The following is a 26039-nucleotide window of genomic DNA, read 5'->3' on the forward strand; positions in this document are numbered from 1 at the left end:
GCCCGTCGGGCAGGATGACACGGTGCGCACGAGACTGCTGATCGTCGAGGACGATGACCGCATCCGGACCTCGCTGCGCCTGGCGTTGGAAGACGAGGGGTACACCGTCGACGAGGCGGCCAGCGGCGAGGAGGCCCTGCTGGTGCTGGCGACCGGCCAGGAGCCGGACCTCATGATCGTCGACCTGATGCTGGGGCAGATGGACGGCTTCACCTGCATCCGCGCCGTCCGGCGCAGCAGCAACCTGCCGATCATCGTCGTCAGCGCCAGGGTGGACACCCACGACGTGGTCGCCGCGCTGGAGGCGGGCGCGGACGACTACGTCACCAAGCCGTTCCAGACCAAGGAGATCACCGCCCGCCTGCGGGCCTTGCGCAGGCGGGCGGCGGTGGTCGTCCCGGTCGACCAGCAGCCCGTGCCCGAGCAGGTCCTCGAGTCCGGCCCGGACCCGTTGGTGCTGTCGGTGGCGGCGGGCACGGTGCGGCGCGGGGACGCCGAGGTCCACCTCACCCTGACCGAGTTCCGGCTCCTGTGCGAACTGGCGGAGAGCCCTGGCCGGGTGCTGAGCCGGTCGAGCCTGCTCGAGCGGGTGTGGGACCGGGGCTACTTCGGTGACGAGCGGATCGTCGACGTCCACGTCCGCAGGCTGCGCACCAAGATCGAGAAGGACCCGTCCGCGCCGCGGGTGGTGGTGACGGTGCGCGGCCTGGGGTACCGGCTCGATGTCCGCTGAGCAGCGCGCGTCCGCGGATCGCGGGCTGGGGCTGCGCGGACGGGTGACCCTGTCGTTCGCGGCGGGCGCGGCCCTGGTGTCGCTGGTGCTGGCGCTGTCGGTGTTCACCATCTCCCGCGGCTACCTGCTGGCCCAGCGCGAGCGCTCGGCGGTGCTGTTCGCCGAGGCCGACGCCGACTTCATCGCCCGGAGCCTGACGATCGCGGGCGTCGGGCCGGATCAGGCGCTCGAGGCGCTCGACCCGTCAGCCGACACGGTGCTGTTGCTGCGGTGGCGCGGCACCTGGGCCTCCAGCGACCCCGTGGTGCCCGCGCAGGACCCGTCCCCCTTGCTCACGGAGGCGTTGGCCGACGGGGGGACCGCCACCGAGTCCACCACCTTGGACGGCATCCCCTACCTGATCAGCGGCGTGCCGATCGACGACGGCGTCCTGTACGAGTTCACCCCCGTCGTGGAACTGCAGAACACGATCCAGGTGCTGCGGGTGGTGCTGCTGACCTGCGGGTTGGCCGCGACGATCGGCGGCGCCACGCTCGGTCTGTGGGCCAGCAGGCGGGTGCTGCGCCCGCTGCGCCCGCTGGCCACCACGGCGGCCAGGATCGCGGGCGGCAAGCTGGACAGCAGGCTGCCCGAGGAGGCCGACGCGGACCTGCGGCCCATCCTGTCGTCGTTCAACACCATGGTCGACTCGCTGCAGCACCGCATCGAGCGCGAACGCCGCTTCGTCGGCGACGTCACCCACGAGCTGCGCACCCCCCTCACCACGTTGGTGACCAGCGTGGAAGTGCTCGGAAAGCACGCGGGGGAGATGTCGGAGCGGTCGCGCACCGCCCTGCGGCTGGTCGACACCGAGCTGGTCCACCTGCGCGGCATGGTCGAGGACCTGCTCGCCCTGGCCAGGGCCGAGGCAGGCCTGCACCACGACGACGTGGGACCCGTCGAGGTGCGCGAACTGCTCGAGCACGTCGTCGGCGACCGGGCGGCCGACCTGCTGCACGCCGACGGCAGCGGCCTCATCCGGGGGCACAAGCTCGCCCTCGTGCGGGCGTTCACCAACCTCGTCGAGAACGCCGACCGGCATGGGCTCGGTGTCAGCGCGATCACCCTGCGCACCGTGGACGACACCATCGTGGTGGACATCGACGACGACGGCCCGGGTGTGGCCGAGAGCGAGCGCGACCGCATCTTCGAGCGCTTCGCCACCGGCCGCGCCGCCCGCGGCTCCACCACCAGCAACGGGCTGGGCTTGGCCCTGGTGGCCGAGACCATCGCCGCGCACGGTGGTTCGGTCGCCTGCGTCAGCGGCCCGCGCGGCGGAGCGCGCTTCCACGTCGTGCTGCCCCGCGCCGACGACGACGAGCAGGATCGCTGACCCGGGCGCACGCGCGCGGTTTCGGCGGGGATGGCAGCGACCAGGGGGACCAGCCGGTCGACGATGGTCCTGGACGCCAGGTCGCGAGAGCGGGGGCGACACGCCCGCTGAGCTCTCAGGCGCGGCAGGCCAGGGACTCCACGGCGGTCGAGCGCTCGGCGCGCGCCAACACCAGCGCGTGGAGGGCGTCGGCCCGGCCGATGCCCGGGGTCAGCTCCCGCGCCCGGCCCGGGGTGGTGACCGCGACGGTGGCGCCCTCCGCGAGCGCGTCGAGGCGGTCGGCGAACGGACTGGCGGCGACCGCGATCGAGAGCGCGAACGGCGTCGGCGCCGTGGCGGACAGGCGCAGGCACAGCAGGGGCGGGTCCTGCGCCAGCACGGTCCACGTGGCGGGTGTGTCGAGCAACCGGACCGGCTGCCGCGCCCGCAGGACCTCGAGGAGCACCCGCCCCGCGGGCGAGGCGCCCAGGTCCGCGTCCGAGACCGCGAAGGCGAACACCGGCCACGTGTCGGCGGGCAGCATCGACACGTCCTCGCCCGCGGGGAGCAGCACGTGCGCGGACTGGGCGAAGACGACTCGACTCGCCTGGGCCACTTCGCGCGTGTCGGTGTCGGTCATGTGCCCAGCCTCCAGACGGCAGGTTGAGCGGGCCCCGCCGAGGTCGTTGCGGTTGTGTGTCGGCTGCCGACTTTGCGGTGGGGTGAAGGCCTGATGCCGATGCGCGAACATCGGTGGGCGGGCGCCCCCTGCCTGCACGACACTGGAGGTGATGACTCCTGTTCGACACGACCCGGGACCGCGCCGCAACGCCGTGCTCGGTCCGCTGGACCCGTGGAGCTTCCTGGCGACAACCCCGGCCGTGACCGTCGCCGTGGTGGCAGGCATCGAGGGCGTGCCGCGACTCGCGGTCGTCCTGGGGCTCTTGGCCCTGCTGATCGCCCTGGTGGACAGCTTCTGCAACCGCAGGACCCCCGCGGACGAGCACCCGTCACCGCGCCGTGCCGGCGAGCGACGGGGGCTCACGTCAGGTCGGACGACCGTCACACGACCGCAAAGCGATCGGCAGACCGGTCTTCGCGCGCACGGAGGAATATCGCGCGGGTGACCGACGTCGCCGTGGAGCCGCCTCAGTCGTGCCGGGTCGTGCTCGCGAGGGAACTCGCGGCTGTCTCGACCACCCGACAGGTGGTCGGGACGTTCCTGCGCCGCCAGGACGTCGCGGAACCGGTGACGACCGACGTGCTGATCGTGGCCAACGAGGCCGTCACCAACGCCGTCCAGCACGGCGGCCCGGAGACCACGGTGACCGTGGACCTGCTCGTCAGCGACGACTTGGTCACCCTCCGCGTCCACGACGTCGGGCCGTGGCCGCCGCCCGACGAGCGGGTGGACGACGACCACCGGCTCAGCCTCACCGTCGTGGAGGGCATCGTCCGTCCGCGCTTCGCCACGACCGCGGTGGGCGGGACCGAGCTGACCGCCGACTTCCCCTGGGCGGGGCCCGGGGGACGGGCTCTCACTCGGCCGGGGGGCAGTCGCTGAAATCCAGGTCCACGCGCACGGGGTAGAAGTAGGTGCTGTTGCCCGTGCTCTCGCTCCGGCCGCCCCGAGCGGTGACGAAGGTGATGCGACCGCCGCTGCCGTCATCGGCCAGACCCGCCGCGTCGACGGTCTTCTCGTCGACACCCCAGGTGACGACCTTCGACCTGCTCGTCGTCGTGCCGATCGGCTTGTCGAACGCGCGGACCTCGACCTTGCTCTTCGTCGGCGACGTGGCGAACAGCGTGATGTCGACGTTGAAGCCGACGGACGCGGCGTCGTCGTAGAACTCAACCCCGTAGGTCTTGAGGGGACCGGAGCCACCTACCGTCCCGCGGGCCGTGGTGGACCAGAAGCGCAGGCCGGCCGCGGGGCCGTCCAGCTCGTAGGCCGGGAACCGCTGGGCCTCGATGTCGGCCAGGGTCGGCTTCTCGCCGGTCTCCTGGGAATCGTCCGGGGTGAAGGAACCACGGACGGTGCAGCTCGGCCGTGCGCTCACCGCGCTGGTCGGCTCGCTCGCCTCGCCGGTCCCGCTCCCGCCCGTGCTCGCCTGCCGCCCCTTCCCGGCCGTCGTGGCGTCCTCGCGCGTCTGGTCGCCCCCACACGCGGCCAGTCCCAGAGCGACGGACGCGAGGACCGCGGCCACCTGTGTTCTCGACATGCTCGTCCTTCGTTCTTCCCGGTCGACTCCGACGTCCAAGGAGTCGTCCGCTGTGGGTGATCCATTACCCCCGTGCCCCGAGCGGGTCATTGCCGCGATCGGCGGTGCTACGCGGTGCGGTGGCTGTCTAGGCTGGGGGACCGGATCACGGCGCGGGGTATGGAGGAACGACGTGTCTCGTTTTCGCACGACGCGCAGGCGGCGGTTCGGGCGTGTGCTCGCGGTTGTCCTGGCGGTCTCGGCGATGCTCGGCGGGTTGTTCGTCACCTCCGCCAGCGCGTGTTCGTGCTTCCCCGGTGGTGAGGGTTCGCGCTATGACCGGGCGGACCACGTCTTCACCGGACTGGTCGTGGGCGAGGAGACCCTCGCGGGCGCCGACCCGGACACCGCGCTGGACGACGTGATCCGCTACCGGGTGCTCCGGTTGCAGACCCACAAGGGGCAGCCGCCGATCCTGGTCAACCTCGACACGTCGGTGGCAGGCGCCACCTGCGGGATCCGGCTCAACGTCTGGGAGGGCTACGTGGTGTTCGCCTCCGGCGACGCGGCTGACGGCGTCGTGGAGACCGGGTTGTGCTCGGGCACCCGCCCGGCCGCGCAGGGGCCGCCGATCACCGAGGACCCGCCCACCTCCACCACGCCCACCAGCACGGCCGTCGCCCTGGGCACCTCGACCCCGGCGCCCTGCGCGGCGGCGTAGCGGCTCAGCCCGCGCCCAGGGCGATGGTCAGTTCCAGGACCGTCCCGGGGTCGTCGAGGCGGGAGCCGTACAGCTCGCGGAGCTGTCCCATCCGGTAGCGGATGGTCTGCGGGTGCACGAACAGCTCGGCCGCGATCTCCTCGCGCCGCCCGTGGTGCAGCAGCCAGGAGCGCAGGGTCTCCTCCAGCTTGGCCCGCTGGGGGGCGCGCAGGCCGTCGAGCGGGGCGAGGACCTGGGCCCGCAGGTCGTCGAGGGCGTCGGGGTCCGAGCGCAGGACGAGGTCGGCAAGGCACTGCTCGGTGTCCACGGTGGTCTCGGCCGTGGGGCCCAGGCCGAGCCGGGCGGCCCGTTGGGCCCGCAGGTAGGAGGCGCGCACCCCGGTCCACGGCCGGGCCGGGCCGACCACGGCGCCCAGACCGGCGAGCCCCGCCACCAGTGAGCCGCGGAACGGGCCCTCGGCGTCGGGCACCAGCAGCACCACCGTCCGGCCGTCGTGGAGCCCCGGGTCGTCCTCGACGGCCTGCAGGGTGCGCGGGTCGAGGCGGACCAGGACACCGCGGGCGCGGGCCTCGGGGATGATCACCGCGGTCAGCGAGCGCGGCGGTCCCCACCCGGCCCGGTCCGCCGCGACCGCCAGCTCGTCCGGGTGGCCCCCGGTGAGCAGGCCGCGCGCCAGGCGGTCGAGGTACTGCTGCCGGACGCGGCCGGTGGTGGCCAGCTCGTCGGCGTGGCCCGCCACGCTGATGGCGGAGAGCTGGTCGATGTAGGCGAACAGGAGCTCGGCGAACCGGGCCATCGCGCCGGGCGAGAGGTCGCAGGCGGTGGCGATGGTGCTCAGCTCGCGCCAGGCGATCCGCGCGCCCACCCGGTAGGCGGCCTGGAGCGCGTCCATCGACCGGCCGCTGCGGGCCTCGCCCGCGCCGAGCTGGTAGGCGCCGTCGAGGGCGGGCACCATCGGGGTGCTGGCCACCGCGCCCCCGGCGCCCGCGGTCAGCTCGAGGAAGCCGCCGAGGGCGAGCTGCACGGCGTTCTCGATCTTGCGGCCGGTGCCGTCGGTGAACACCTCCGTGTAGGCGGGCACCTCGGCCACGATCGCGGCCACGGTGCGCTCGGCGACCGACTGCAGCACCGACCGCATCGCCTCCGCCATGCCCGCGGGTAGGCGAAAACCCTCAGATTCGAGTGAACTGTTCTCTGCGAACAAGATTTGCTCCCCGATTCACGTCCCGGACACTGGAACTTACACCGCCAGTGCAGTCATCATGAAGTCATGGCGACGACGCACACCCCGGTTCCCCTCCGTGACACGCTGCGCGCCCGCGCACGCCGGTTGGCCCGGTTGGTCACCACGCCGCTGGTCCCCGGCGACTACCTGTCGATCCTGGACCCCCTCGGATCGAGCAGCGACCTGCGCGGACGCGTGGAAGCGGTGCTGCCGGAGACCGCCGACGCCGCCACCCTGGTCATCCGTCCCGGCCGCGGCTGGGCGGGCCACACGGCGGGGCAGTACCTGCGCCTCGGGGTGGACATCGACGGGGTGCGGCAGTGGCGCTCGTACTCGCTGACCTCGCCGCCGAGACCGGACGGCACCGTCACGGTCACGGTCAAGGCGCTGCCAGGCGGCACCGTGTCCCAGTTCCTGGTGCACCGCCTCCAGGCCGGGACGATCGTGCAGCTCGACCAGGCGGCGGGCGAGTTCACCTTGCCCGCCACCCGCCCCGCGAAGGCGCTGTTCGTGACCGCGGGCAGTGGCATCACCCCGGTGATGGGGATGCTGCGCGACGGCGCCGACCAGCTCGACGACGTGGTCCTGGTGCACTCCGCCCCCCGGCCGGAGGACGTCATCTTCGGCGCCGAGCTGCGCGGCCTCGCCGCCCGCGGCGGCCTGCGCCTGATCGAGCGGCACACCGACGCCGACGGGATGCTCGACCCGGGCGGGCTGGCCGCGCTCGTCCCCGACCTCACCGAGCGGGAGACCTGGGCCTGCGGTCCGAACGGGATGCTCGACGCCCTCCAGGACGCCTACGACGCCGCGGGCAGCGGGGCGCGGCTGCACACCGAGCGGTTCCGCCCGGCCCTGATCGCCGTCGGCGACGGCGGCACCGTCTCGTTCACCGGCTCGGCGGTCACCGCCGACGCCGACGCGGCCACCTCCCTGCTCGACACCGGCGAGTCCCACGGAGTGCTGATGCCCTCGGGCTGCCGCATGGGCATCTGCTTCGGCTGCGTCGTCCCGCTGCGCGAGGGGTCGGTGCGCGACCTGCGCAACGGGCAGGTCACCAGCGCCGTCCCCGGCGACGGAGTGCTCGTGCAGACCTGCGTGTCCGCCGCCGCGGGCCCCTGCCAGCTCGATATCTGAACCCACCAGCGATCCGAGGAACACAGCATGACCACCATCCAGAAGCAGGCGAACAACCCGATCGCCCACCTGTCCGCCGAGGACATCGAGCGCCTCGGCGCCGAACTCGACGCGATCCGCGAGCAGGTGATCGCCAGTCGCGGCGCCGATGACGCCGCCTACATCCGCAGGGTGATCACCACCCAGCGGGTGCTGGAGATGGGCGGCCGCACCGTCCTGCTGGCCTCCAGGTTCCCACCCGCCTGGTTCCTCGGGACCGCCGCGCTGACGGTGGCGAAGATCCTGGAGAACATGGAGATCGGGCACAACGTCCTGCACGGGCAGTGGGACTGGATGCGCGACCCGAAGATCCACTCCACCACCTGGGAGTGGGACCACGCCACACCCGCGGAGCTGTGGAAGCACTCGCACAACCAGTTGCACCACACCTACACCAACGTCCTCGGCAAGGACAACGACCTCGGCTACGGCATCATGCGCGTCGACGAGGGCCAGCGGTGGCACCCGTTCCACCTGGGACAGCCACTGTGGAACCTGGTCAACGCCTGCGTCTTCGAGTACGGGATCGCCGCCTACGACCTCGAACTGGGCAAGAACCTGCGCAAGTCCCGGCGCGGCAACCCCGAGTTCCGCTCCCGCGTGCGCCAGACCCTGCGCAAGATCCGGCGACAGGCCACCAAGGACTACGTCGTGCACCCAGTGCTGTCGGGCCCCTCGGCCGCCACGACGCTGACGGCCAACCTCACCGCGAACTTCATCCGCAACCTGTGGTCGCACTCGGTCATCATGTGCGGCCACTTCCCCGAGGGCGTCGAGACCTTCGAGCGCAACTCGATCGAGGGCGAGACCCGCGGCGAGTGGTACCTGCGGCAGATGCTCGGCTCGGCCAACATCAGCGGCAGCAGGCTGATGCACATCATGACCGGCAACCTGTCCTACCAGATCGAGCACCACCTGTTCCCGGACCTGCCCAGCAACCGCTACCAGGAGATCGCGCCGAAGGTGCAGGACCTGTTCCAGCGCTACGGGCTCAGCTACACCACCGGCAGCCTGCCCCGACAGGTGGCCTCCGCCTGGAAGAAGGTCATCCGCCTGTCGCTGCCCAACGACTTCTTCGGCCGCACCGAGCCCGCCCCGGCGTCCGGCAGCACCCCGACGGCGGCGCCGAGCACCCCCAAGGCCGAACTCGCGACCACCGCTTCCCGGTGAGGCACGGGACCGGTTGAGGCCCGCACCGCACAGGGAAGACGAAGTCGGGGCGCACTGGCCGATCCGCGAGAAGAAGCTCCGCACGTAGGGTTCGGTGTCGAACGGACCCCGCGCGCGGAGCCGCCATTGGTCTCGCACGGCGTGGAGCCACGACACCGGTCATGGACGGCCGCGGGCGATGCGGGCGTTGCTCGACTGGCTCGGATCGGACGCGGCCGTGCCCTGTACCCTTGCGTGCCCGCCGCCCTGCCGCCCATGGGTGTCTGGACCGCGCGGGGCGCGGGCGGAGCCGGTGCCGAGCGAGGAGAGCGCGCACGATGGGACACCTTGAGGCCGCGCACGTCGAGTACTACCTGCCCGACGGGCGGGCGCTGCTCGGGGACGTGTCCTTCCGGGTCGGCGACGGGGCCGTGGCCGCGCTCGTCGGGGCGAACGGCGCGGGGAAGACGACGTTGCTGCGGCTGCTGTCCGGGGAGTTGGCGCCGCACGGGGGGTCGGTCACGCGCAGCGGGGCGCTCGGGGTGATGCCGCAGTTCATCGGGTCGGTGCGCGACGACCGGACCGTGCGCGACCTGCTGCTCACCGTCGCCCAGCCCCGGGTCGCCGAGGCGGCGCGGGCGGTGGACGCGGCCGAGACGGCGATGATCGAGTCCGACACCGAGAAGGCCCAGATGGCCTACGCCCAGGCCCTCGCCGACTGGGGCGAGGCGGGCGGGTACGAGGCCGAGACCCACTGGGACATCTGCACCACCGCGGCGATGGGCGTGCCCTACGACGTGGCCAAGTGGCGCGACGTGCGCACCCTGTCCGGTGGCGAGCAGAAGCGGCTGGTGCTCGAGTCGCTGTTCCGCGGCACCGACGAGGTGCTGCTGCTCGACGAGCCGGACAACTACCTCGACGTGCCCGGCAAGCGGTGGCTGGAGGCCAGGCTCGCCGAGACCGCGAAGACCGTGCTGTTCGTCAGCCACGACCGCGAGCTGCTCTCCACCGCCGCCCAGCGCATCGTCAGCGTCGAGCCCGGCGCCGCGGGCGCCGACGCCTGGGTGCACGGCGGCGGGTTCGCCACCTTCCACGCCGCCCGCACCGAGCGCTTCGCCCGCTACGACGAGCTGCGCAAGCGGTGGGACGAGAAGCACGCCCAGTTGCGCAAGCTCGTCCTGGACATGCGCGAGTACGCCGCCCGCAGCCACGACATGGCCTCCCGCTACGCCGCCGCCCAGACCCGGCTGCGCAAGTTCGAGGAGGTCGGCCCGCCGCCGGAGCCGCCGCGCAAGCAGGAGATCACCATGCGGCTGCGCGGCGGCCGCACCGGTGTGCGCGCGCTCACCTGCGCCGGTCTGGAGCTGACCGGGCTGATGAAGCCGTTCGACCTCGAGGTCTTCTACGGCGAGCGCGTCGCGGTCCTGGGCAGCAACGGCTCCGGCAAGTCGCACTTCCTGCGCCTGCTCGCGGGCGAGGACGTCGCGCACACCGGCGCCTGGAAGCTCGGCGCGCGGGTGCTGGCCGGGCACTTCGCCCAGACCCACGCCCACCCCGAGCTGCTCGACCGCACCCTGCTGGAGATCCTGGCCGACCGCCACTCCCACGACCGCGGCAAGGCCATGGGGGTGCTGCGCCGCTACGAGCTGGAACGCCAGGCCGAGCAGCGGTTCGACAAGCTCTCCGGCGGCCAGCAGGCCCGCTTCCAGATCCTGCTGCTGGAGCTGGCGGGCACGACCGCGCTGCTGCTCGACGAGCCCACCGACAACCTCGACCTGGAGAGCGCCGAGGCCCTCCAGGACGGGCTCGCCGCCTACGACGGCACCGTCCTCGCCGTCACCCACGACCGGTGGTTCGCCCGCACCTTCGACCGCTACCTCGTCTTCGGTTCCGACGGCGAGGTCCGCGAGACCGCCGAACCGGTCTGGGACGAACGCCGCGTCGACCGCAGGCGCTGACCCGCGCCCCTCGGCGTCCGCCCGAGTCGAGACCGCCGTGGACCATCGAGCGGGCCGGAACGCGGTCAGCGCAGGCGCCGCGGCCCGGCGCCTGCGCTGACCGCGATGGTGCTCCTCAGCCGCGGCATGGTGCTCCCCGCCAACGGAAGCGGAAACGCTGCCCGGTCGGCGCACATCGACAGCCGCGCTCAGGACACCTCCGGCAGCATCGTGTCCCACACCGCGTCGAGCGGGCCGGGCAGCCGCAGCTTCCAGCCGTGTGGCGCCACCTGCCAGCCCGGGGCGGGCCGCACGCCCGGCATCCGCTCGAGCAGCACCTCCAGCGCGGTGCGGGCCAAGGCGATGACCAAGGGGTGCGCCGGGCACCGGTGCGGCCCGGTGCCGAACCCGAGATGCGTGCGGGTGTCGCGGTGGAGGTCGAACCGGTCGGGCTCGCTGAACACCGCGTCGTCGCGGTTGGCCGAGGCGATCGCCACCGCCATCATGCTGTCCGCCAAGATCTCCCGTCCGCCCAGCGTCACCGCGCGTGTCGTGCGCCTGTTCAGCACACCCACCGGACCACTCCACCGCAGTGCCTCGTACACCGCCGGGCCGAGCAGCGCCCGGTCGGCGCGGACCGCGGCGAGTTGGTCGGGCGCCGACCACAGCGCCACCAGGGTCCACCCCGCCAGCCAGCCGGGTTCGACCACACTCAGCGCGAGGTGCTTGAGCACCGGCACCACGTCGGCGTCCGGTCTCGGCTGACCGCGCGGCCGGTTGGTGTGCAGCAGGTGGGAGACCACCGACCTGTCCGGCCCCGCGCGCAGTCGCTCGACCACCTCGGTCACGGCCGCGTCCTCGGCCATCGCCGCCGCCACGGCCCCGTGCAGCGCCGGGTCGCGCCCGAAGTCGTTGGCCACCTTCGTCAGCAGGTTCCCCCAGCGGCGCAGCGTGTCGGCGCCCGCGCCGGGGTCGAGCCCGAGCAGCGTGGTCATGGCGGTGGCCGCGACCGGCTCGAAGTAGTCCGCGGCCAAGTCGGCCCGCCCGGAGGGGACGAGCTGGTCGGCGACCTTGTACGCCACGGGCCAGGCGACCGAGTCCAGGAACTCGGTCACCCGGTGCGGCGCGAAGTCGGGTTGGAACGCCCCCCGCACGTCCTGGTGGGACCCGCCCTCCCGCATCAGCAGCGGTGTCCCACCGCACAGGTCGACCATCGGCGACCCCGGCTGGTCCGTGGTGAACCGCTCCGCATCCGTCAGGACGGTGTGCGCGTCGTGCCAGCCGGTCACCAGCCACTGGCGGGCCTCCGGGACCCAGGTGACCGGCTCCTGCCCACGCAGCCGCGCGTAGACCGGGTAGGGGTCGGTCTCGAGTTCGGAGATGGTGGGCACGGCGTCAGTCCGCGAACGTGAGCACGGCCGAGGGCTCGGGCAGCGGGAAGGGGTGCACCGTCAGCCGTTCGGTGTGCTTGGCGAGGCTCTCGAGGAACCTCGCCGCGAGGTCGAGGGTGAACCCCTGCCTGCACACCACGCGGATGACGTCCACGTGCTCCAGGTCGGGCGGCAGGCTGTAGGCGGGCACGTGCCAGCCGTCGCTCTTGAGCGCCTCGGACAGGTGGTAGACGGTGAAGCCCACCGCCTCCGGGTCGCGCACGCGCAGCGCCACCACCGGCAGGTCCTCGCCGTCGCTGATGACCTCGTACGGTCCGATGGCCGTGACGCCCTTCGCGACGTACCGCGCGACCTCCTGGCACCGCTGCGCGATGAGCTGGTAGCCGGCGAGCCCGTTGCGCAGGAACTGGTAGTACTGCGCGATCACGCCGGAGGCCGGTCGGGAGAAGTTCAGGGTGAACGTGGGGTGGTGGCCGCCGAGCACGTTGCAGTCGAAGATGAGCGACTTCGGCAGGTGCTCCGGATCGCGCCACAGGCACCAACCGGCGCCCGGGTAGACCAGGCCGAACTTGTGCCCGGACGCGTTGATCGACACCACCCGCGGCAGCGCGAAGTCCCAGGCGACGTCCATGTCGAGGAACGGCGCGACGAACCCGCCGCTGGCCGCGTCGACGTGCAGCGGCACGTCGACACCCCGGTCGGCCGCCACGCCGTCGAGCGCGGCCGCGATCTCCGCGACCGGGTCGTAGCGCCCGTCCTGGGTGCTGCCCAGCACCGCGACGACACCGATCGTGTTCTCGTCGACCGCCGCCGCGGCCAGTGCCGGGTCCAGGGTGGTGCGGCCCTCCGCGAGCGGCACCATCCGCGCTTCCACATCCCAGTAGTTGCAGAACTTCGGCCAGCAGACGTGCACGTGGGTCCCGAAGACCATGTTGGGCCTGCCGGTGCCCCCGCCCTCCCGCCACCGGCGCAGCATGGCCAGCCCGGCGAGCATGGACGCCTCCGAGCTGCCGCTCGTGGAACACCCGATGAACCGACCGTCGTCCTCGTGCCACAGGTCGGCGAGCGCGTTGACGCACTCCTGCTCGATGTGGGAGCTCGCCGGGTACTCCTCGCGGTTCATGATGTTGATCGAGGCGGTCTCTGCGTAGATCCGCTCCAACTCGGGCTCCGCCGCCGTCGTGCAGAACGTGGCGAGGTTGAGCGCCGCCCGCCCGTCGAGCAACAGCCGGGACCGCACGATGCCCTCCGCGACGTTCGCGGGCATCGGGTCCTCCGGGATCCGTCCCTTCGGGACGGTGTCCTCGTCGATGCGCTGTGCGAACACGGGGGCTACCTGCAAGTCTTGATCGTCGGTGATCACGCGCTGCAAACTCATGGCCGTCCTTAGAGTTCTGCGACAGTTCCGGTGGATGGTGTGAACCAGGCGGGTGCTCGGCGCGTTTGACCGTGGCCGAGCAGCCCTGGTGGGCGTCCGTGCTCCGCGCTCGCTGAACTCCTCCGCGAAGGAGGAGGGAGTATTGTCGGCTGACATCGATGCGCTGAGACTTGTCACCGATGCGTGAGGTCGGCGGTCCGGTCGTGGTGCCGTTCTTCGTCTTCCAGCATCCTGGCAGGTCAGGCGTGGGCAAGGGAACATCGCCGACCGCGCACAACCTGGGTGGGTGGCGTAGGGCCTCAGATGGCTGACGACGCTCTCACTTGGTGTTCACGCGATCGGCGCACCACGGCCCCAGAACTCCCTGACGAGCTACTCCGGACTGGCGGCCATCACCGAGAGCAGCCGTGTGACGTGCGCTCGGAACTCTCCGGACATGGACCGGGTCAATCATCCCGTCATCCGATTTCCCCGCACACGACGTGGCGTGGTCGATTCGAGCCCCGTGAAGTGCGCGGATGCGGCTCGGTGCGCCCCGGCGAGAGCGCAGGGGGTTGAACGGCGCTCGATGTGGGCACCTGGGTCGGTGTAAGAGCGGGTTGAGAACGCGAATCGCTAACGTCGGCGCTGTGGATCGCGATGGGGGGTGGACCGGGGGTTGGCGCGGGAAGCGTTCGGGAGCGCCCCACCGCCCAGTCGCGCCGCCGCGCCGCACCCGGTGTTTATGCTGCTCTTTGCCGTGCCGCTTGGGGAAAGTGGCGGACAGGCCGAACAGGGGTAGACCTGTTAATGCGTGACTGCGGCACCTGTTGTTCATTTTGATCGGGAAGAGTTCGTTATGAGTAAAACTCAGCATGTCTTTCGCGACTGCTCAAACAGGTCGTGACCTGGGCAAATAAGCCAGGAGGGGGGTGTCCAGGCGCTGTACGCGCGGATGCGCGCGTATTAAGAGAGCGGAAATACGACAACAAGTCGTGGCTTTCTGCGAAGACTTTCAGTAATGGGCGTTACTCCATTCCGGTGATGGCTATGTCCGGTTGGGCAGTCCTCTGGGCCCGCTGATACCCTTTGGTTGATCTTCCGGTATTGACAACAAGGGATCTTGCGTGTTGTCGGCGGGGAACCCAAGAAAAATAGGGGGCAATCATAGGATGTTCTTCCAACTTCTTGGTTCGCTGGAAGCCGCTTTCGGTGGCGCGGCGGTCAATGTCGGGCGCAACCGGCAGCGCATCGTCCTCGTCCTGCTGCTGTCCGCGCCCGGACGGACGGTCTCGATACCGGAGTTCGTCGAGGCCCTGTGGGGTGGCCGCCCGCCGAAGACCGCCGCCGAGCAGGTGCAGACCTGTGTCTGGCGGTTGCGCCGGTCCTTCTCCGTCGCCGGGGCCCCCGACCTGATCGAGACCACCGCCGCCGGGTACAGCCTGCGCGTCGACCAGGAGGCGATCGACACCCACCAGTTCACCCAGGGGGTCGAGGAGGCCCGCGCGCTGGCCGCGGGCGGGGACAAGTCCATGGCCGCCAAGCGGTTCCGCTGCGCGCTCGCCCTGTTCCGCGGTCCGGTGCTGGCCGAGGTGGACAGTCCCGTCGTGCAGGCCATGGCCGCGCAGTGGGAGGAGCGCAGGCTGGCCGTGCTGGAGGAGTGCGTCGCGCTGGAGATGGAGTGCGGTCGCGCCCGCGAGCTGATCGACGAGTTGACGGCGCTGGTCGAGCAACATCCGTTACGCGAGGGTTTACGGGCCAAGCTGATGCACGCGCTCTACAGTGCCGATCGCCGAGCCGAGGCGTTGGACGTCTACGCCCGCGGCCGCACCCGGCTGATCGATGAACTCGGCCTGGAACCGGGCCGTGCGCTCAGCCAGATGCAGCAGCGCATCCTGGCGGGGGAGCCCGCGGCCGTCGAGCCCGCGGCGCGCGCGATCCCGGTCCCGGCGCAGCTCATCTCCACCGTGCCGGACTTCGTGGACCGCCCCGAGTACGCCGACCCCATCCGGGCCGCGCTCACCGGTCGCCACCAGGTCGCGCCCCGGGTGTGCGGTGTGCACGGCAACTTCGGCGCGGGCAAGTCCGTGCTCGCGGTGTACGTCGCGCACCAGTTGCGCGGGGAGTTCCCGGACGGACAGCTCTACGTCGACCTGCGCGGGTCCCGCTCCGACACCGTCGCGGTGCCGGAGGTGCTGGCCCGCTTCCTGCGCGCCCTCGGCGTGTCCGACTCCGCCATCCCCGCGGACCAGGCCGAGCGCTCCGGGCTGTTCCGCAGCCTCATCGACGGCAAGCGCGTCCTGATCCTGCTCGACGACGTGCCCACCTCGGACTGGGTCTGCCCGGTGATGCCCGCGCACCCCGAGGCCGCGCTGCTGATGACCAGCCGCTGCCACATGTCCGACGTGCCGGGGACGGTGCCGGTCGAGGTGGGGGTGCTGACCGTCGAGCAGTCCGTGCGGCTGTTGTCCAACGTGGTCGGCGCGGGGCGGGTCGCCGCCGAGCCGGACGCCGTCCACCGCCTGGTCAGCGCCACCGGCAGGCTGCCGTTGTCGGTGCGCGCCGCCGCCGCGCGGCTGGCCGCCCGCCCGCACCTGGGGGTCGAGGACCTCGCGGGGCGGCTCAACGACCCCTACCGGCGGCTCGACGAGCTCTCGCACGGGAACCTGGACATGCGGTCCTACCTGGAGCCGAGCGCGGACGCCTTGTCCGAGCAGGCGCGGCGGGCGTGGATCGCGGTGGGGTTGCTACAGGTCCCCGATTTCGGCGCCTGGGTGGCGGCCGCCGCGACGAACACGCCCATCCCGGCCGTGGAGACGGTGCTGGAACACCTGGTGGACCGCGGCCTGCTGCACGCGGCGGGCGACGACCACATGGGCGTCATGCGCTACCGGATGCACCGGCTCGGTGGTCTCTACGCCCGTGAGCGGGCACTGGGGGAGATGACCGCGGCCGAGCGCGCTGAACTGCTCGACCGGACCGCGGACTGCTGGCTCGGCCTGGCCCAGCGCGCCGAGCAACTGCTCAGCGGGGTCCCGGAGGACTCCGAGCTGTTGGAGTGCCCGAACGGCGCCTGCCAGCAGATGATCGACATGGTCAAGTCCGACCCCGGCGGCTGGCTGCTGCTGGAGGCCGAGGGACTGCGCTTCGCCGCCCGGCACCGCGACCGCGCGACCGGGGTGCGGGTGCCCGCCGCGGGCCTGGACCGGTGGGACTTCAGCACCGACGTCACCGAGTTGACCTCCCCGCAGGCGCGATGAGCGCGGCGCTCGCCGATCAGGGCCCCGGTGTGGCGAAGCTGTCCGAACAGGTGCCGGGGTCGGCGGACCACCCGTTGGCGCCGATGACGTGCTCCAGGCCGCCCGCCATCCGGACCAGGTCGGTGTCGGGCAGGTGGTCGCCGAACACCGCGGCCACCGCGGCCTGGTACACCGGGCGCGAGGTGGCGAGCGCTTGGTGGCCGCGCGGGGTCAGCTCGGCCCAGGTGGCCCGGCGGTCGGTCGGGCGCAGGGTGCGCACGACCCAGCCGTTGTGCTCCTCCAGCTTGGCGACCAGCCGGGTGGTGCCGCTCTTGGAGAACACCATGGCCTTGGCCAGTTCGCCCATCCGGGCGGTGCCGCCGTGCGCGTCCAGGGTGGCCAGCAGCTCGTGCTCGGCCAGCGACATGCCGCTCTCGGTGCGCAAGGCGGCGTCGAGTCGGGTGTTGGCCATGGCGGTGAACCGGTAGACCGCGCCCCACGCCTGCTCCTGAGCGTTCGTCATCCCTGAAGTCTAGCTCGCAACAGTTGACATGAGAATAGTCCTCCACGTACTGTTCGTACAACAACAGTTCGAAAACAAATCATTGAGAGGTGAACGATGGCTGCTCGGATTGCGGTGATCTACTACTCGTCCACGGGCACGATCCACCGACTGGCCGAGGGGATCGTCCGCGGCGCGGAGGCCGCGGGGGCCGAGGTCCGGCTCCGCCGCGCCGCCGAGCTGGTGCCCGACGACCAGGTCGACAAGAACCCCGAGTGGCGGGCGCACCTGGACGCCACCGCCGACATCCCGGTCGCCACCCCGGACGACCTGCGCTGGGCCGACGGCTTCGCCTTCGGCACGCCCACCCGCTTCGGCAACGTGTCCTCGCAGCTCAAGCAGTTCCTGGACTCCACGTCGGGGCTGTGGAACGAGGGCGTCATGGTGGGCAAGGCCGCGACCGGCTTCACCAGCAGCTACGAACTGCACGGCGGGCAGGAGACCACGCTGGTGGCCCTCTACAACGTCATGCACCACTGGGGTTCGATCATCGTCCCCACCGGCTACGCCGACTACGACATCATCCACGCCGCCGGTGGCAACCCGTACGGCATCAGCGCCACCCACACCGACGAGGACCTGCGCAAGCACGTCCAGGCCGCCGCCGAGTTCCACGGCGGCAGGTTCGCCCGCGTCGCAGAGGCGCTCAAGGCCGTCCGGCCCGGGGCCTGAGCGGTACCGCACCTCACGCAGCACAACCGAAAACCCACGTCACGGCCGCCGGGCTCGCCCGGCGGCCGTGACGCGTTTGCGGGCGATCAGGCGGGGGAGAGGCTGCGGAGAGTGGGGCGAGAGGACGCGCTCATAGCGTGGGTGGCGAGGTGATCGCGAGTCCGTGAGGGCCGTGCGCGGCCCCCTACCGGCAGAGGCGGTGTCCATGTCAGACCGAAATGAACCCCAGGACGTGCGGGAGGACGACTTCCGTGCGCTCATGGCGGGGTTCCCGACCGGCGTGTCCGTGGTGACCGCCCTGTCCGACGACGGGGCGCCGTGGGGGATGACCTGCTCCTCGGTGTGCAGCGTGACCGTCGAACCGCCGACGCTGCTGGTGTGCCTGCGCACCGCCAGTCCGACCCTGGCCGCGGTCCTCGACCGCGCGACCTTCGCGGTCAACCTGCTCGAACACGACGCGCGGCGCACCGCGGAGCTTTTCGCCTCCGGTGACCCGTTCCGGTTCGACCGGGTCGAGTGGACGGTCGACGAGGAGGCCCGCGGCCCGCACCTGCGCTCGGCGGCGCACTCCGTGGCCGACTGCGCGGTGGTCCGCTCCGAGACCGTGGGCGACCACACGGTCGTCATGGGCACCGTCGAACGTGTGCTGCGCCGGGGAGTCCGGCGCCCCCTGCTCTACGGGCTGCGGTCCTACTCGGCCTGGCCCGAGCCCGCCGTCACCGCCTGACAACGAGAGGAAACCCATGGCCCCCTCAACCGACACCTTCGCGCCGGTCGCCGACCCGCACGAGCACACCGCCAACTTCGCCCGCGCGTTCAACTCCGGCGACCCGGACGCCGTCGTGGCCACAATGGACCCGAAGGCGGTCTTCGTCCGCGGCCCCGGCGACGGGGTCACCGGGGCCGACGCCCGGCAGGCGGTGGCCGACTTCCTGGCCCTGGGCCTGCCCATGGACATCCAGGACCGGCACGTCTACGTCGCCGACGACACCGCGCTGATCATCGCCGACTGGCGGGTGGAGGGCGAGGCGCCCGACGGCTCGCACCTGTGCCTGACCGGCTCCAGCACCGACGTCCTGCGCCGCGGCGCGGACGGCCTCTGGCGCTCGGTCATCGACAACCCGCACGGCACCACCACGCCGCAAGCCTGACCCGCCGCCGGGCCCGCCGTCCACGCCCGACAGAAGGAGATGATCGTGACCAGCACCCTTCCCGCACCCGCGGACACCGAGCACCCCGAGTGGTCCGAGCACCCCACCACCCCCGACGGGTGGGTGGCCCGCGCGCACGAAGCCGCCCAGGTGATCGCCGTGGGCGCCGCCGAGCGCGACCGCGACCACCGCACCCCGCACGCGGAGGTCCAGGTCATCAAGGACGCGGGCCTGGCGACCCTGCTGGGCCCCGCCGAGCACGGTGGCGGCGGCCAGGAGTGGCCCACCGCCTACCGCGTCGTCCGCGCCATCGGCTCGGCCGACGGGTCGATCGGCCAGCTCGTCGGCGACCACTACACCTGGTGCTGGCTGCCGCGCATGGTCGGCACCGCCGAGCAGATCGAGCGGGTCGAGCGCGACACCGCCCGCGGCAACTGGTTCTTCGGCTGCGCACTGAACCCGCGCGACGCCGACGTGGTGGCCACCGATGAGGGCGAGCACCTCGTGTTCAGCGGCAAGAAGAGCTTCTGCACCGGGGTGAAGGTCTCCGACCACACCGTGCTCGAAGGCGTGCTGGACAACGGCGACCACGTCATCGGCGTCGTGCCGACCGACCAGCCCGGCATCGTCTACCACGACAACTGGGACAACATGGGCCAGCGGCTCACCGACAGCGGCGGCGTGTCCATCCGCGACGTCCGCGTCCCGTGGGAGGACGCGCTGGGCTTCACCGACAAGAAGTTCCAGCCGCACCCCTACATGACGATGAACATCCCCATCGGGCAGCTCCTGTTCGCGAACCTGTGGCTGGGCGTGGCCAACGGCGCGCTCAACGCCGCGATCGAGTACACCCAGGGCAAGCGCGGCTGGGGCGGCTACGACCGCACGGTGGACGAGCCCCGCGTGCAGGACACCATCGGTGACCTGACCGCGAAGGTCTGGGCCGCGGAGGCCTTCGCCGACCAGGTCGCCCAGGAGGCCCTGGCCCTGCACCGCGACCGGCTCTCGGTCACCCCGCGCATGCGCGGCGAGCACAAGGTCCGCACCGCCGCGGTCAAGGCCCGCGCCGACGAGGTCGCCCTGGAGGTGACCAGCCGCATCTTCGAGGTCACCGGCGCCCGCTCCACCGCGAACTCCTTCGGCTTCGACCGGTTCTGGCGCAACGTGCGCACGCACACCCTGCACCACCCGGTGGCCTACCAGCGCCGCGAGGTCGGGCTGTTCCGGCTGCTGGACGAGGTCCCCGAGCCCGCCCGCTACAGCTAGGTCGTGTTTCGGAAGCCGCTGTCCGCGATAGCCGCGCCGGATGCGGCCCCTGGAACCACCCCGATCACGACTCTCATCGAACGGACTCCCGAAACACGACCTAGCCCGAGAGGACAGAGCCCGTGCCCCCTGTGCCGCACCTTGAACTGAACGACGGGACCACGCTCCCGCAGATCGGCTACGGCGTCTTCATGATCTCCCCGGAGGACGTGGTCGCGCCGCTGAACTCGGCCATCGAGACCGGCTACCGGCTCATCGACACCGCCGCGGCCTACGGCAACGAGGAGGGCGTCGGCAAGGCGATCGCCAACTCCGACGTGCCGCGCTCGGAGTTCGTGGTCACCACGAAGCTGTGGAACGACGACCACGGCCACGACGAGACCCTGCGCGCCTTCGACCGCAGCGCCGACAAGCTCGGCCTCGACACCGTCGACCTGTACCTCATCCACTTCCCCCGCCCGGCGCTGGGCAAGTACGTCGATAGCTGGCGGGCCATGGTGCGGCTGCGCGAGGAGGGTCGCGTCCGGTCGATCGGCGTGTCCAACTTCGGCGTGCCCGAGCTGGACCGGCTGGCCGAGGAGACCGGTGTCGTGCCCGCGGTCAACCAGGTCGAGCTGCACCCGATGTTCCCGCAGGACGAGCTGCGCGCCGCCCACGCCGAGCGCGGCGTCATCACCCAGGCCTGGAGCCCGATCGGGCGCAACCAGGGCCTGTTGCAGCACCCGGACGTGGTGGCGATCGCCCGCGCCGTCGACCGGACCCCGGCCCAGGTCGTGCTGCGCTGGCACCTGCAGCTCGGCGTGGTCGTCATCCCCAAGTCCGAGCGCGACGACCGCATCCGGGCGAACTTCGACCTCACCGGGTTCACCCTGGACGCGGCCCAGATGGCCACGCTGGGCGCGCTCGGCGAGCAGCGCTGCAACCCCGTGCCCGGCACCCTGTTCGACGTGTCCTGAGAGGAGTCCCGATGACCAAGATCTCATCCAGGGAGGACCTGGTCGGCCCGCTGTTCGGCGCCGCCGCCTTCCAGATGCTGCGCGCAGGCGTCGAACTCGGCCTGTTCGGGCTGTTGCAGGACAAGGGCGAGCTGCCCGCCGCGGACATCGGCCCGGCCCTGGGTCTGTCCGAGCGCTCGACCCGCATCCTGCTGCTCGGTGTGACCTCCCTCGGCCTGACCGAGGTGACCGAGGACGGCCGCCACCGCAACACCCCGGTGCTCGCGGAGATGTTCACCGACGGCTCGTGGGAGATCTTCGCCGACATCGTGGCCTTCGAGGCCGAGCTGGTCTACCTGCCGCTGTCGGACCTGGTGGAGTCGCTGCGCTCGAACACCAACGCGGGCCTGGCCCGGTTCGCGGGCGAGGGCGACGACCTCTACCACCGGCTGCCGGAGACCCCGCACCTCGAAGCGCTGTTCTACCGGTCCATGCGGTCGTGGTCGCGGCTGTCGAACCCGGTCCTGGTGGCCAAGGCCGACCTGACCGGCGTGTCCCGGGTGCTCGACGTCGGCGGCGGCGACGGCGTCAACGCCATCGCCCTGGCCAGGGCCAACCCGGGTGTGCGGTTCACCGTGGTCGACCTGCCCGGGGCGATCGAGATCGCCCGGGGCAAGATCGCCGAGGCGGGGTTGTCCGACCGCATCGACCTCGCCCCGCTGGACATCTTCCACGACGAGTACCCGGCGGGCCACGACGCGGTGCTCTTCGCCAACCAGTTGGTGATCTGGTCGGCTGAGCAGAACATCGACCTGCTGCGCCTCGCGCACGCCGCCCTCCCCGACGGGGGCAAGGTCATGGTGTTCAACGTGATGTCCGACGACTCCGGCGACGGGCCGCTGTACTCCGCGCTGGACAACGCGTACTTCGCCACGCTCACCGCCCCGCGCAGCATGATCTACCCCTGGAGCGACTACGAGGAGTGGCTGCGCGCGGCGGGCTTCGCCGAGGTGCACCGCGCCCCCGGCGACACCTGGACCCCGCACGGCGTGATCAGCGGGATCAAGGGAGGCGCGTAGGGGCGCACGGCCGCCCCGGGGCGGACGGGTGGTGGGACGGCCGGACGGGTTGCCCACCACCCGCGCTCTTCGCGGCTGAGACCGCCTGAAGAGCGGTTCTTTCTACCGTCAGAGCGACAACGGTCCGGTGGGTGAGGCGACAGGGATGCGACGAGCGCGCGAGATCGAGCAGGTGCTCGCGGAACTGCGATCCGCGACCCCACCGCGGGGTGCGCCGGTCGACCCGGGCACCCGCGAGCGGCTGCGTGGCCTGTCCACCGCCCTGGTGCGCCTGCACCGGCACGGAGCCGCGGAGTACCGGCGCTTCCTGGACGCCGCCGAGCGCGACATCGCGATCCCGGTCGTGCGCGTCCACGACCTCATCGCGCACCGCAGGATCCTGGTGACCGGCGCGTCCGGCCAGGTGGGGGCGGCGCTGTGCGCGGCGCTGCTCGACCTCGGCCCCCGGGTGCTGAGCACGGTCGCCGCGACCCCCACGGCCCCCGCCGGGCCCGTCGAGCACCACGTGGTGGACGTCCGCGACCGGACCGCGGTGGCCGCGGTCTTCAGCGCCGCCCGGCCCGACATCGTCTTCCACCTCCCAGGCCACAGCGACTACGGCCTGGGCCACGACCCCGGCCCGGAGCGGGCGACCACCACGATCCTGGGCACCCGGCACGTGGTCGAGGCGGCGATCGGCAGCCGGGTGGGGGCCCTGGTCCTCGGCTCGACCGAGCGGTCGCTGATGCCCTACTCCCGCGACTCGGTCACCGCCGCCGAGCGCGTCGCCGAGCTGATCGTCGCCGACGCCGCCACCCGCGGGCTGCTGCGCACCGCCGTGGCCAGGGCCGCGCACGTCGTGGACCCCGCGCCGCTGGTCGAGCGGCTGATCCGGGCGGGGGAGCGGGACTCGGTGGTGTGGCTGCCGGACACCGGGCACCGCTTCCACATCCAGTCCGCCCGCGAGTGCGCGCGGTTGCTGCTGGCCACCGCCCTGGGCGCGGGGGAGGAGGCCTCCGGGCTGCACGCGGTGCGCGACCTGGTCCACCCGGTGCGCGCGTTCGACCTGGTGCTGGGGGCGCTCGCCGAGGAGGGGCTGGCGGCGGTGCCGCTGGCCGACGACTCCGACGGGCACGACGGGTGTCCCGACCTGGCGGGCCCGATGGGCACCTCGGGCGCCAGCGCGCTGCTCAACGCCTTCGAGGCGCCGCTGGCCGTGCCGTCCTCGTCCCCGGCCATCGACCTGGTCCCGGTCCGGTTCCGGCTGCCCACGGTGGCGGGGCGGCTGATGGACCGGATCGACCGGCACAGCGCCGCCGGGGAACCCGCGGCCGTCCAGGAGGCCGTGGACCGGCTGGCCAAGACGCTGCTGGAGGGGATGCTCGCGCAGGCGCCCGCGCCCATCGTCCGGCTGGTCGCCCGGTTGTCCTCCACCATGCGCTCCACGATGAGCCCGACCGACCGGATGGTCGACGACCGGGTGCGCTGGTGGGCCGAGCGGTGACCCCGCCGGTCCGGACGCCCGCCGCGGCGCACACCTTGTCTGCCACACGGCCGGTGGCCGCCCCGCTGTCGTCCCGCGGGCTGGCCACCGGCCGCTTTCGTTGTCCTTGCTGTGTCTCTTGGTTGCCGAGTCCCCTGTTGCCGATCCTTGTCTTAGGAGTGTCGTGATGAACCGTGCGCTGGTCTTACTGTGCGTCAGCCAGGTCGTGGGATCACTGGGGCTGGCGGCGGGCGCGGCCTCCGGGCCGCTGCTGGCCGAGCTGATCACCGGGTCGGCGGCCTCCGGGTCCGTCGCCATGGGCGCCCTGGTGGCCGGGTCCGCCGTGTCCGGACCGGCCGCGGCCTGGGTGATGCGCCGCGGCGGGCGGATGTACGGCATCCTCGCCTGCTACCTCGCCGCCGCGCTCGGCGCGGCCATCGCGGTGTTCTCCCCGCAGTGGGGGATGGCGGCGCTGCTGATCGGCTCCGTGCTGCTGGGCGCCGGGACGACCGGGGTGATGCTGGGCCGCTACGTGGCCGCTGACGTGGCCGCGCGCGAGAAGGTCGCCCGGTCCATCGGCATCGCCGTGGGCGCGGTGACCATCGGCGCGGTGGTGGGGCCGTTGCTGCTGGGGCCGCTGGGTCCGGTGGCCTCGGCCCTGGGGTTCGCCCCGGAGACCGCGCTGCACCTGCTCGCCGTGGTCGTGTTCCCGATCGCGGCGCTGATCGGCCTGGGGCTGCGCGGGCAGACCACGCCGGTGGTCGAGCCGCCGCGCACCGACCACCCGGTCCGGGTGTCCGGCCGGGTCCGGCCGCTGGCGGTGCTCGGCATCGGGAACCTGTCCATGGTGGCGCTGATGGGTGCCGCACCGAACCACCTGCAGCACCACGGCGCCGGGCTGGACCTGGTCGGGGTCGTCATGGCCGTCCACATCGGAGCGATGTTCGGCTTCGCGCCGCTGTCCGCCGCGCTCGCCGCCCGCCTGGGTGCGCAGCGGCTGGCGCTGGTCGCGATGGTGGGCATGGCCGCGCTGATGCTGCTCGGCCTGCTCAGCGGGAACCTGGTGGTGGACCTGGTGCTGTTGGTGCTGGTGGCGCTGCTGTGGAACGCCCACCTGATCAGCGGCAGCATGTGGCTCATCGAGGTCACCCCCGAGCCGCTGCGGCCGCGGGCCGAGGGGCTTGGCGAGTTCGCGATGGGGGCCGCGGGCGCGGCAGGCAGCCTGGTGATCGCCGGGGTGATGGTGGCCATCGGCGGACTGGTGGCGCTGTGCCTGGCGCTGGCCGCGCTGAACGCCGTCGCGGCGGTGCTGCTGTTCACCGGCAGGCGGTCCGGCGCGGCCGCGCCGGATCTGCCAGTCTCGACCGAGGACAACCAGGAGGTGGCATGGGAACCGACGAACCGGTGATGACCGCCAGCCGTTTCGACGCCCGCGTCCGCGCGGGTTCACCCTGGCCGGTCGAAGCGGGCCGCTACCGGCTGCTGGCCAGCCGGGCGTGCCCGTTCGCCGGCCGGGTGCTGATCTCCCGCAGACTGCTGGGCCTGGAGGACGCGCTGTCGCTGGGGGTGGTCGACCCGATCCAGGACGAGCGCGGTTGGCGGTTCACCCTCGACCCCGACGGCCGCGACCCGGTGCTCGGGGTCCGCTACGTCAGTGAGCCGTACCTGGCCGCGGACCCGGACTACGACGGCGGTTTCCCGGTGCCCGCGGTGGTCGACGTCCGCAGCGGCCACGTGGTCACCAACGACTTCGACACCATCACCCTCGACCTGGCCACCGACTGGCGCCCGCTGCACCGCCCCGGCGCGCCCGAGCTCTACCCGGCGGCCCTCCGCGAGGAGATCGACGCCCTGAACGCCGACCTGCACGCCGACATCATCCTCGGCGTCTACGAGGTGGGCATGGCCAAGGAGCAGGCGGCCTACGACCGCGCGTTCCAGGCCCTGTTCACCCGCCTGGACGCCTTGGAGGCCCGGCTGGCCACCCGCCGCTACCTCATGGGCGAGACCATCACCGAGCCCGACGTCCGGCTCTTCCCGAGCCTGGCGCGGTTCGACCTCGTCTACCACGGCCACTTCCGCTGCAACCGGAACAAGCTGGCGGAGCTGCCGAACCTGTGGGCCTACGCCCGCGACCTGTTCCAGACCCCCGGTTTCGGCGACACGGTGGACTTCGACCACATCAACCGCCACTACCACCTGGTGCTCGACGAGTCCAACCCGAACCACATCCTGCCCGGCGGCCCGGACGGGTCGTTGTGGCTCACCCCGCACGGTCGCGAGTCCCTGGGCGGCCGACCCTTCGGCGACGGCACACCGCCGGGTCCGCCGAAGGAGCCGGTCCCACCCGCGGGCCGCGCCACCGCCTGAAACCGGGACACAACAAGGACAGCACCGCACTCAACACACCGAGACGCCGGCGCCGCCCCGGACCA

Annotated in this window: 23 protein-coding genes; 17 read left to right on the forward strand and 6 right to left on the reverse strand. The window is 72.2% G+C overall.

Annotated elements, in window-relative coordinates; translation table 11 throughout:
* Positions 1-22: 22 nt before the first annotated feature.
* Both GCL84_RS12100 and GCL84_RS12105 read left to right on the forward strand, forming a co-directional pair.
* Positions 23-733 carry a response regulator transcription factor gene (locus GCL84_RS12100; RefSeq protein ID WP_156755539.1) on the forward strand — a complete coding sequence of 237 codons (711 nt, stop codon included), beginning with the start codon at positions 23-25 and terminating at the stop codon, positions 731-733.
* A complete protein-coding gene (locus GCL84_RS12105; RefSeq protein WP_156755540.1) occupies positions 723-2105 on the forward strand; it encodes a sensor histidine kinase in 1383 nt (460 codons plus the stop codon). The genes GCL84_RS12100 and GCL84_RS12105 overlap by 11 nt, the downstream gene beginning before the upstream one ends.
* Before the next feature lie 115 nt (positions 2106-2220).
* On the opposite strand, the gene GCL84_RS12110 is transcribed toward GCL84_RS12105, so the two are convergent.
* Entirely contained in the window at positions 2221-2724 is a 504-nt protein-coding gene (locus tag GCL84_RS12110) for a hypothetical protein (protein ID WP_156755541.1), read from the reverse strand.
* A gap of 483 nt (positions 2725-3207) precedes the next feature.
* On the opposite strand from GCL84_RS12110, the gene GCL84_RS29230 reads away from it, so the two are divergent.
* The gene (locus GCL84_RS29230) at positions 3208-3648 is read left to right on the forward strand and encodes an ATP-binding protein (RefSeq protein WP_197523191.1); all 441 of its coding nucleotides are present in this window, start codon (positions 3208-3210) and stop codon (positions 3646-3648) included.
* Here the strand turns inward: GCL84_RS29230 and GCL84_RS12120 are convergent.
* On the reverse strand, positions 3623-4306 hold the full coding sequence (locus GCL84_RS12120) for a hypothetical protein (protein ID WP_156755543.1): 684 nt from the start codon (positions 4304-4306) through the stop codon (positions 3623-3625). The two genes, GCL84_RS29230 and GCL84_RS12120, sit on opposite strands and share 26 nt — an antisense overlap.
* Before the next feature lie 172 nt (positions 4307-4478).
* Between GCL84_RS12120 and GCL84_RS12125 the strand changes: the two genes are divergently transcribed.
* A complete protein-coding gene (locus tag GCL84_RS12125; protein ID WP_235926171.1) occupies positions 4479-5006 on the forward strand; it encodes a hypothetical protein in 528 nt (175 codons plus the stop codon).
* 4 nt (positions 5007-5010) lie between these two features.
* Here the strand turns inward: GCL84_RS12125 and GCL84_RS12130 are convergent, their stop codons facing one another.
* The gene (locus tag GCL84_RS12130) at positions 5011-6156 is read right to left on the reverse strand and encodes a PucR family transcriptional regulator (protein ID WP_156755544.1); all 1146 of its coding nucleotides are present in this window, start codon (positions 6154-6156) and stop codon (positions 5011-5013) included.
* A 120-nt stretch (positions 6157-6276) separates the two neighbouring features.
* Here GCL84_RS12130 and GCL84_RS12135 point away from each other — a divergent pair, with 120 nt between their 5' ends.
* The 3 genes from GCL84_RS12135 to GCL84_RS12145 all read left to right on the forward strand — a co-directional run bounded on the left by GCL84_RS12135 (position 6277) and on the right by GCL84_RS12145 (position 10511).
* A complete protein-coding gene (locus tag GCL84_RS12135; protein ID WP_156755545.1) occupies positions 6277-7365 on the forward strand; it encodes a ferredoxin reductase in 1089 nt (362 codons plus the stop codon).
* Positions 7366-7392: 27 nt separating this feature from the next.
* Positions 7393-8574, forward strand: a complete 1182-nt coding sequence (locus tag GCL84_RS12140; protein WP_156755546.1) for a fatty acid desaturase family protein — start codon at positions 7393-7395, stop codon at positions 8572-8574.
* Positions 8575-8891: 317 nt separating this feature from the next.
* Positions 8892-10511 (forward strand): ATP-binding cassette domain-containing protein, encoded by a 1620-nt coding sequence (locus tag GCL84_RS12145; RefSeq protein ID WP_156755547.1) that lies wholly within the window; start codon positions 8892-8894, stop codon positions 10509-10511.
* A gap of 188 nt (positions 10512-10699) precedes the next feature.
* On the opposite strand, the gene GCL84_RS12150 is transcribed toward GCL84_RS12145, so the two are convergent.
* Both GCL84_RS12150 and GCL84_RS12155 read right to left on the reverse strand, forming a co-directional pair.
* Positions 10700-11881 (reverse strand): cytochrome P450, encoded by a 1182-nt coding sequence (locus GCL84_RS12150; protein WP_156755548.1) that lies wholly within the window; start codon positions 11879-11881, stop codon positions 10700-10702.
* 4 nt (positions 11882-11885) lie between these two features.
* Positions 11886-13208: a glutamate decarboxylase gene (locus GCL84_RS12155; RefSeq protein ID WP_197523192.1), complete on the reverse strand. Its 1323-nt coding sequence runs from the start codon at positions 13206-13208 to the stop codon at positions 11886-11888.
* A gap of 1202 nt (positions 13209-14410) precedes the next feature.
* On the opposite strand from GCL84_RS12155, the gene GCL84_RS12160 reads away from it, so the two are divergent.
* Entirely contained in the window at positions 14411-16498 is a 2088-nt protein-coding gene (locus tag GCL84_RS12160; RefSeq protein ID WP_156755550.1) for an AfsR/SARP family transcriptional regulator, read from the forward strand.
* A gap of 16 nt (positions 16499-16514) precedes the next feature.
* Here the strand turns inward: GCL84_RS12160 and GCL84_RS12165 are convergent, their stop codons facing one another.
* The gene (locus GCL84_RS12165; protein WP_156755551.1) at positions 16515-17000 is read right to left on the reverse strand and encodes a MarR family winged helix-turn-helix transcriptional regulator; all 486 of its coding nucleotides are present in this window, start codon (positions 16998-17000) and stop codon (positions 16515-16517) included.
* A gap of 96 nt (positions 17001-17096) precedes the next feature.
* Between GCL84_RS12165 and wrbA the strand changes: the two genes are divergently transcribed.
* From wrbA to GCL84_RS12210, 9 genes are all read left to right on the forward strand, one after another.
* On the forward strand, positions 17097-17711 hold the full coding sequence (gene wrbA / locus GCL84_RS12170) for an NAD(P)H:quinone oxidoreductase (RefSeq protein WP_156755552.1): 615 nt from the start codon (positions 17097-17099) through the stop codon (positions 17709-17711).
* A gap of 205 nt (positions 17712-17916) precedes the next feature.
* A complete protein-coding gene (locus GCL84_RS12175) occupies positions 17917-18438 on the forward strand; it encodes a flavin reductase family protein (protein WP_197523193.1) in 522 nt (173 codons plus the stop codon).
* A gap of 16 nt (positions 18439-18454) precedes the next feature.
* On the forward strand, positions 18455-18862 hold the full coding sequence (locus tag GCL84_RS12180) for a YybH family protein (RefSeq protein ID WP_156755553.1): 408 nt from the start codon (positions 18455-18457) through the stop codon (positions 18860-18862).
* Between the two features lie 45 nt (positions 18863-18907).
* Complete coding sequence (locus GCL84_RS12185) at positions 18908-20128, forward strand: acyl-CoA dehydrogenase family protein (RefSeq protein WP_235926172.1); 1221 nt, start codon at positions 18908-18910, stop codon at positions 20126-20128.
* A 122-nt stretch (positions 20129-20250) separates the two neighbouring features.
* The gene (locus GCL84_RS12190) at positions 20251-21084 is read left to right on the forward strand and encodes an aldo/keto reductase (RefSeq protein WP_156755555.1); all 834 of its coding nucleotides are present in this window, start codon (positions 20251-20253) and stop codon (positions 21082-21084) included.
* Positions 21085-21095: 11 nt separating this feature from the next.
* A complete protein-coding gene (locus GCL84_RS12195; protein WP_156755556.1) occupies positions 21096-22142 on the forward strand; it encodes a methyltransferase in 1047 nt (348 codons plus the stop codon).
* A 145-nt stretch (positions 22143-22287) separates the two neighbouring features.
* Entirely contained in the window at positions 22288-23625 is a 1338-nt protein-coding gene (locus GCL84_RS12200; protein WP_156755557.1) for an NAD-dependent epimerase/dehydratase family protein, read from the forward strand.
* A gap of 166 nt (positions 23626-23791) precedes the next feature.
* Entirely contained in the window at positions 23792-25012 is a 1221-nt protein-coding gene (locus GCL84_RS12205; protein WP_156755558.1) for a hypothetical protein, read from the forward strand.
* Positions 24991-25974 carry a glutathione S-transferase C-terminal domain-containing protein gene (locus GCL84_RS12210; RefSeq protein ID WP_156755559.1) on the forward strand — a complete coding sequence of 328 codons (984 nt, stop codon included), beginning with the start codon at positions 24991-24993 and terminating at the stop codon, positions 25972-25974. The genes GCL84_RS12205 and GCL84_RS12210 overlap by 22 nt, the downstream gene beginning before the upstream one ends.
* Positions 25975-26039 lie beyond the last annotated feature (65 nt).

It is taken from the genome of Actinokineospora pegani, assembly GCF_009745975.1.
Taxonomy (GTDB): Bacteria; Actinomycetota; Actinomycetes; order Mycobacteriales; family Pseudonocardiaceae; genus Actinokineospora; species Actinokineospora pegani.

Coding starts and splice junctions, on each gene's coding strand:
- GCL84_RS12140 (WP_156755546.1), top strand. CDS start 7,393: ATGACCACCATCCAGAAGCAGGCGAACAACCCGATCGCCCACCTGTCC.
- GCL84_RS12210 (WP_156755559.1), top strand. CDS start 24,991: ATGGGAACCGACGAACCGGTGATGACCGCCAGCCGTTTCGACGCCCGC.
- GCL84_RS12130 (WP_156755544.1), bottom strand. CDS start 6,156: ATGGCGGAGGCGATGCGGTCGGTGCTGCAGTCGGTCGCCGAGCGCACC.
- GCL84_RS12160 (WP_156755550.1), top strand. CDS start 14,411: ATGTTCTTCCAACTTCTTGGTTCGCTGGAAGCCGCTTTCGGTGGCGCG.
- GCL84_RS12200 (WP_156755557.1), top strand. CDS start 22,288: ATGCGACGAGCGCGCGAGATCGAGCAGGTGCTCGCGGAACTGCGATCC.
- GCL84_RS12105 (WP_156755540.1), top strand. CDS start 723: ATGTCCGCTGAGCAGCGCGCGTCCGCGGATCGCGGGCTGGGGCTGCGC.
- GCL84_RS12135 (WP_156755545.1), top strand. CDS start 6,277: ATGGCGACGACGCACACCCCGGTTCCCCTCCGTGACACGCTGCGCGCC.
- GCL84_RS12120 (WP_156755543.1), bottom strand. CDS start 4,306: ATGTCGAGAACACAGGTGGCCGCGGTCCTCGCGTCCGTCGCTCTGGGA.
- GCL84_RS12195 (WP_156755556.1), top strand. CDS start 21,096: ATGACCAAGATCTCATCCAGGGAGGACCTGGTCGGCCCGCTGTTCGGC.
- GCL84_RS12175 (WP_197523193.1), top strand. CDS start 17,917: ATGTCAGACCGAAATGAACCCCAGGACGTGCGGGAGGACGACTTCCGT.
- GCL84_RS12205 (WP_156755558.1), top strand. CDS start 23,792: ATGAACCGTGCGCTGGTCTTACTGTGCGTCAGCCAGGTCGTGGGATCA.
- GCL84_RS12165 (WP_156755551.1), bottom strand. CDS start 17,000: ATGACGAACGCTCAGGAGCAGGCGTGGGGCGCGGTCTACCGGTTCACC.
- wrbA (WP_156755552.1), top strand. CDS start 17,097: ATGGCTGCTCGGATTGCGGTGATCTACTACTCGTCCACGGGCACGATC.
- GCL84_RS12110 (WP_156755541.1), bottom strand. CDS start 2,724: ATGACCGACACCGACACGCGCGAAGTGGCCCAGGCGAGTCGAGTCGTC.
- GCL84_RS12145 (WP_156755547.1), top strand. CDS start 8,892: ATGGGACACCTTGAGGCCGCGCACGTCGAGTACTACCTGCCCGACGGG.
- GCL84_RS12180 (WP_156755553.1), top strand. CDS start 18,455: ATGGCCCCCTCAACCGACACCTTCGCGCCGGTCGCCGACCCGCACGAG.